Origin of the sequence: Mucilaginibacter sp. (genome assembly GCF_039207105.1) — a bacterium.
GTDB lineage: Bacteria > Bacteroidota > Bacteroidia > Sphingobacteriales > Sphingobacteriaceae > Mucilaginibacter.
The window spans coordinates 1-6,724 of record NZ_JBCECK010000214.1 but is presented as its reverse complement, the minus strand read 5'-3'; the positions used below and the strand labels follow the sequence as shown (position 1 = coordinate 6,724).

Below are 6,724 nucleotides of genomic sequence, written 5' to 3'. Positions count from 1 at the left end.
CTATCATGGGAAGTTCAACAGCCGAAGGTGAAAATCGTGCATTGAAAGCGGTAGAAGGTGCTTTATCATCGCCACTGTTAAAAGATAATGAAATTGAAGGTGCAAGGTATATCCTGCTTAACATCAGCTCGGGCCTTAAAGAGGTTACGATGGATGAGGTGAGCATCATTACCGATTATATACAGGAAGAAGCCGGTTTGGCTGCTGATCTGATATGGGGTAACTGTGTGGATGATAACCTGGGCGAGCAATTGTCAGTAACGATCATTGCTACCGGTTTCCAAACCAAAGATGAGCGCGAAAAAGAGAACAGCAACAAAAAGATCATTTCTATGCTTGAGCCTGAGGTTAAGCCTTTGGTAAAACCGGTTAATGAATTTATTAACCCGGTAAAAGCTGCTGCTGCCACTACCGCCGCTGCTACTGAACCTTATATGAAACAGAAAGATGAGCCAAAACAAACCGGCTTGTTTGATATGTTTGCCGCCCGTTCTGAAGAAAAAGAAGAAGTGGTGTTTAGGTATAACCTGGAAGAAGAAGCTGCTGAAGAAGAAAGCGAATCTGATACCGCTGGCTTTACCTTTAAAATGAGCGAGCCGGAATCATATACAGCTCCTGTTGCAAGGGAAGAGCGGAGAATGCCTGAGCCACCGGCTCCTGTACCTGTCCCTGAACCAGAACCTGTAGTTGGTGCTGATGATCATAAAACAAATGAATCAATTGAGGAGCAGCTAAAAAAATCGCGTGAGCGTATTATGCGTTTGAAAGACCTGAGTATGAAACTGCGTAGCGGTAACATCCAGGAGTTGGAAAATGTACCTGCTTACAAACGCAAAGAGATCGCGCTTCAGGAAACCCCACAATCAGACGAAAGCCAGATATCAAGATTTAGCCTGATGCCGGACAGCGAAGGTAATACCGAGATCCGCAAAAACAATTCTTTTTTGCATGATAATGCGGATTGAAAAATAGAGTCAAGAGGTTAGAGTCAAGACACAAGACCGCTATAATTAAAACAGGAAAGGTATCGTAGGAATAATTCTTAGATACCTTTCCTGTTTTAAGGAATATCCAATTTTTCAAGTCCTGATTCTTAACTCTAACCTCTTGATTCTTTTCCCCAAGTTATAACCTATTCTAAAAAGTTATAGCTATTGTTGCAAGCTATTAAAACGGCTATATTTGTGTTTTAAAAAACTATCTACAAAAGCATACTATTTTGGATTTATTTGATAAAATAACAAAAAGTTTGGGCGGCCCTATCGGTCAGCACCAAAAATGGTCGCACGGTTATTTTTCATTTCCTAAACTGGAGGGAGAGATTGGGCCGCACATGCAGTTTAATGGCAAAGAACATTTGGTTTGGAGCTTAAACAATTATTTAGGTTTAGCCAATCATCCTGAGGTGAGAAAGGCCGACGCGCAAGCCGCCGCTGATTATGGAATGGCTTACCCTATGGGTGCGCGTATGATGTCTGGAAATTCTATCCACCACGAGGAATTAGAGAATGATCTGGCTGCTTTTGTAGGCAAACAATCCGCTTTTTTATTGAATTACGGCTACCAGGGTATGGTATCTATCATTGATTCCCTGGTTGACAGGAATGATGTTATAGTTTACGATGCTGAATCACACGCCTGTATTATTGATGGTGTGCGTTTGCATATGGGTAAACGCTTTGTTTACCAGCACAACGATATTGAAAGCTGCGAAAAACAGCTGGAGCGTGCAACCCGCTTGGCCGAACAAACCGGCGGTGGTATATTATTGATCACCGAGGGAGTTTTTGGTATGTCGGGTGTACAAGGCAAGCTGAAAGAGATTGTTGAGCTGAAAAAGAAATTTGATTTCCGTTTATTGGTTGATGACGCGCATGGGTTTGGTACTATGGGTAAAACAGGAGCAGGTACGCACGAAGAGCAGGATTGTGTTGATGGTGTTGATGTATATTTCGGAACCTTTGCCAAATCAATGGCAGGTATTGGTGCGTTTGTAGCCGCTGATGAGCAGATCATTCATTTCCTGCGTTATAATATGCGTTCGCAAACATTTGCCAAGGCGCTGCCTATGCCAATGGTTATGGGCTTGAAAAAACGCTTTGAACTGTTAAAATCAAGCCCTGAGCTGCGCGAAAAATTGTGGCTGATAGCTACAACTCTTCAAAATGGATTAAGGGAGCGTGGTTTTGATCTGGGTGCCAGCAATACAATGGTTACCCCGGTATTTTTAAAAGGAGATCTGTTTGAGGCTACCAGTCTTACGCGTGATCTGCGCGAAAACTATGGCATATTCTGCTCTATAGTGATATACCCGGTTATCCCTAAAGGATTGATCGTGTTGCGCATCATTCCAACAGCTACACACTCTTTAGAGGATGTACAGCGTACCCTTGATGCCTACACTGAAATGGCCGAAAAACTAAAATCTGGTTATTATAAAGAGAACAAACTGGAAATTGCTTAATTGCCAGTCAGTACTATATAAAGAAAAGGCTCCGGTAAACCGGAGCCTTTTCTTTTATGGGCTAATAATCATGTATAACAGTTAAATATTTAAAAAACACCACAGAATATTTTATTGTTTAATTGTGTCCACACTTTTTATTGCCATATTTGTTATCAAACTTATTACAACAATTTACCCATTAATAACATACACATGCAAGAATTAGACCCCTCCGTTCTACAAAAAGTGAATACATGGCTTCAAGGAAACTACGATGCTGATGTTAAACAGCAAATTCAAAAATTACTTGATGATAAGGCTTACACCGAGTTAACAGATTCTTTTTATAGAGACCTGGAATTCGGAACCGGTGGTCTTCGCGGTATCATGGGGCCGGGTTCAAACCGTATTAACAAATACACCATTGGCGCTGCTACCCAAGGTTTGGCCAACTATCTGAAAAAAACATATCCTGGCGAAAAGATCAAGGTGGCCATAGCTCATGACAGCCGCAATAATGCCGACTTTTTTGCTACCACCACAGCCGAGGTTTTTTCGGCTAATGGTATTCATGTATACTATTTTGAAGAGCTGCGCCCTACACCTGAGCTTTCATTTGCTGTGCGCCACCTGGGTTGTAAAAGTGGTGTAATGCTTACTGCATCTCACAACCCTAAAGAATATAACGGTTATAAAGCTTACGGTGAAGATGGAGGCCAGTTTGTGGCACCGCATGACAAAGCCGTAATGGACGAAGTTGCAGCTATAACGAGCATTGACGAGGTTAAATTTAACCGCGTTGATGAAAATATTGAAGTAATAGGTAAAGATATTGATGAGCTGTACCTTTCAGAAATGGTTAAGCTTTCTGTATCGCCGGAGGCTATTAAGCGTCAGAAAGATCTGAAAATTGTTTACTCGCCCATTCACGGTACCGGTATCACCCTTACACCAAAGGCCCTGGAGCTTTTTGGTTTTGAGAACGTGATCCTGGTTGATGAGCAAACCACACCGGATGGCAATTTTCCTACCGTAATATATCCAAACCCGGAAGAAAAAGAAGCATTGACTCTGGCCCTTAAAAAAGCTCGTGAAACCGATGCCGATCTGGTATTGGCTACTGACCCGGATGCCGACCGTGTAGGTATTGCCGTTAAAAATACCGATGGGGAATTTATCCTGTTTAACGGTAACCAAACCGGTAGCTTGCTGATTGGCTATCTGCTTACTGCCTGGGAGGAAAAAGGTAAATTAACAGGTAATGAATACATTGTTAAAACCATTGTAACCTCTAACCTGATTGAGCAAATAGCCAAAGCTAAAAATGTTACTTATTACAATACCCTTACCGGCTTTAAATATATAGGCGAGCTGATGACCCAGCTACAGGGTAAGCAAACCTTTATTGGCGGAGGTGAGGAGAGTTACGGTTATCTGATCGGTGAGCTGGTACGCGATAAAGACGCTATTGTATCAAGCGCGTTTATTGCCGAAATGACCGCTTATTATAAAGATAAAGGCACCAGTTTGTTTGAGGCACTTATTGATACTTATATACAATACGGTTTCTTTAAAGAAAAACTGATCTCAATAACTAAAAAAGGAAAAACCGGCGCTGAAGAGATTGTTGCTATGATGGAGAAATTCAGAAATAATCCTCCTGCTACACTGGGTGGCTCAAAGGTGATTACTTTGAAAGATTATGAAAAAGGAGTAGAAACCGATCTGAACACCAATACTACTAAAGCAATAGAATTGCCAAAATCAGACGTGCTTCAGTTTATCACTGAGGATGGCAGCATCATTTCGGCCCGCCCGTCAGGTACCGAGCCTAAAATTAAGTTTTATTGCAGCGTAAATGGCAAGCTAACCAGTAAAGAGGCTTATCATGAAACGGATGCGCAGCTTGATGCAAAAATTGATGCTATTATGCAAGATCTGGGAGTTTAAGGTTCCCAATTAAATAAAATGAAAAGGCAGTATAAATATTATACTGCCTTTTTTATTTTATGATGATGAGTTTGTTTTAATATTAAGCCCTGATGAGGGATTAGTGATAATAACCCGATTTTCCGATAAAGTTAGGATCAGTTGGTTTTGAGCTTTTGGTAAAAAACTCGATAAGGTAAACAATTGCGAGTATAAAAATGCCTAAAATTAATATACACATCAAAACAAATTGTGAATACAAGCTACTCAGATGTGATGCAAGGTTCAATTTAGCTATCATAGCTTAGGTTTATTAAAATGTTGTAACTAATTTAGGAATATCGATTTATAAATAGCTTGCTTACAGGAGCTTGTACGTCAAATTGTGATGGTTTGTATATAGGTGTGAAATACCATGCATTATTGTGTGAAAAACAGCCTGGATAATTTTATAAATGTTGTAAACAATGGCCATTTTAAGCCTTTGAACGTCATTATTTAACATTTACTCAGGTTGATATTTTAGCAAAAATGTTAAAAATTTACTGCTAAAACCTTTTAAAATAAAAAAGGAATATCTTTCGGATAACCAAAGGCTTTTATATTTTTACAGCTACCATTAAAAAATCTGTATGCTTACCAGAAGACACTTTATAAAGTTAAACGGGATTGCAACCGCGGGACTGAGCCTTGGGCTTACCCCATCATTATTTGCCAGTACTTTGCCGGCATTTGAAAGCCAAAGGCCAAAACTGGCTGATAGGAAATTTACGAGCAAGGCGGTTGAGGCCATTATACAAAAGGTTAAAAAGGATATTAAAGATCCTGAACTGGCCTGGTTGTTTGAAAACTGTTATCCAAATACACTTGATACTACCGTTAATTATTCTGAAGCCGGAGGCAAGCCAGACACGTTTGTAATAACCGGTGATATTAACGCCATGTGGATGCGCGATTCATCCGCGCAGGTTTGGCCTTACCTTCCACTCATTAAAACCGACCCGGCCCTTAAAAAGCTTGTTCAGGGAGTTTTGAGCCGCCAGGCTAAATGTGTGTTGATAGACCCTTATGCTAATGCCTTTAACCAGGGCCCAACAGGCAGCGAATGGGATACCGACCATACTGTAATGAAACCCGAGTTGCATGAGCGTAAATGGGAGGTAGATTCTCTATGCTACCCTGTAAGATTGGCTTACAATTATTGGAAAATAAGCGGCGATACCAGCTTTTTTGATGAGAATTGGCAAAAGGCCGGTAAAACCATCCTGAATACATTTAAAGAGCAACAGCGTAAGGAAGGTAAAGGACCTTATTACTTTCAGCGTAAAACTCAGGTAGCCAGCGATACCGCGCCGAACAAAGGTTACGGTAATCCGGTTAAGCCTGTAGGTTTGATCTGCTCTATCTTCCGTCCGTCTGATGATGCTACGATATATCCTTTCCTGATACCGTCAAACTATTTTGCGGTAACCAGTTTAAACCAAATGGCAGAGATGTATGCCACGATCGGTAATGATAGCACTACAGCTGCAGCTTGCAGGGCTTTGGCTGCTGAGGTTGATGCCGCGCTGAAAAAATACGCGGTAGCACAACATCCCGAGTTTGGTAAAATATTAGCCTTTGAAGTAGATGGTTACGGTAACCAGCTTTTCATGGACGACTCAAACGTACCCAGCCTGCTGGCTTTACCTTATCTGGATTCATTGCCGGTAACCGATCCTTTATATCAGAACACGAGGCGATTTGTATTGAGTTTAAGCAATCCTTATTTCTTTAAAGGTAAGGCAGCCGAAGGTATAGGAGGCCCGCACGTGGGTATAGGATACATATGGCCAATGGCTATTATTATGCGTGGTTTAACATCAAACAACAAAGAAGAAATTACTGAATGTTTAAGATTATTGAAAACCACTCATGCTGGTACAGGCTTTATGCACGAATCGTTTAATAAAGATAACCCTGCCGATTTTACCCGTAAATGGTTTGCCTGGGCTAATACTTTGTTTGGTGAACTCATCATCAAAACGCATCAGCACTATCCGGATATATTGCAAAAAGAAATTTAATAGATATTTATATATAATAATTGTATTAAATATCATTGTTCTGTTGCTTTAAATCTTATTAAATAATATACCTCAATTATCTTTTAATATAATTGAGGTATATTATGTTATGGGTAAACTTATTTAAATTTTGTATTAGAATTTAATATTGTATAATTATAAGCAAACAGTATAAAATGCTCTAAAATGTGGAAAAAAAGCACTTTTAAGGCAGTATTTTTTCCTTTTAAAAATTTTTAATTAAAAAAAAACATTTTAGATTAGCTTAAATTAAAACAATAAA

3 protein-coding genes and 1 pseudogene are annotated in these 6,724 nt (G+C 39.9%); all 4 read left to right on the top strand.

What is annotated here, in order from left to right:
* Positions 1-965: pseudogene (locus tag AAGC65_RS23960) on the top strand (cell division protein FtsZ); the annotation flags it as partial.
* A 254-nt stretch (positions 966-1,219) separates the two neighbouring features.
* Positions 1,220-2,464: an aminotransferase class I/II-fold pyridoxal phosphate-dependent enzyme gene (locus tag AAGC65_RS23955; RefSeq protein ID WP_343114990.1), complete on the top strand. Its 1,245-nt coding sequence runs from the start codon at positions 1,220-1,222 to the stop codon at positions 2,462-2,464.
* Between the two features lie 195 nt (positions 2,465-2,659).
* Positions 2,660-4,396 (top strand): phospho-sugar mutase, encoded by a 1,737-nt coding sequence (locus AAGC65_RS23950; protein ID WP_343114989.1) that lies wholly within the window; start codon positions 2,660-2,662, stop codon positions 4,394-4,396.
* A gap of 611 nt (positions 4,397-5,007) precedes the next feature.
* Positions 5,008-6,441 carry a glycoside hydrolase family 125 protein gene (locus AAGC65_RS23945; protein ID WP_343114988.1) on the top strand — a complete coding sequence of 478 codons (1,434 nt, stop codon included), beginning with the start codon at positions 5,008-5,010 and terminating at the stop codon, positions 6,439-6,441.
* Positions 6,442-6,724: the final 283 nt, after the last annotated feature.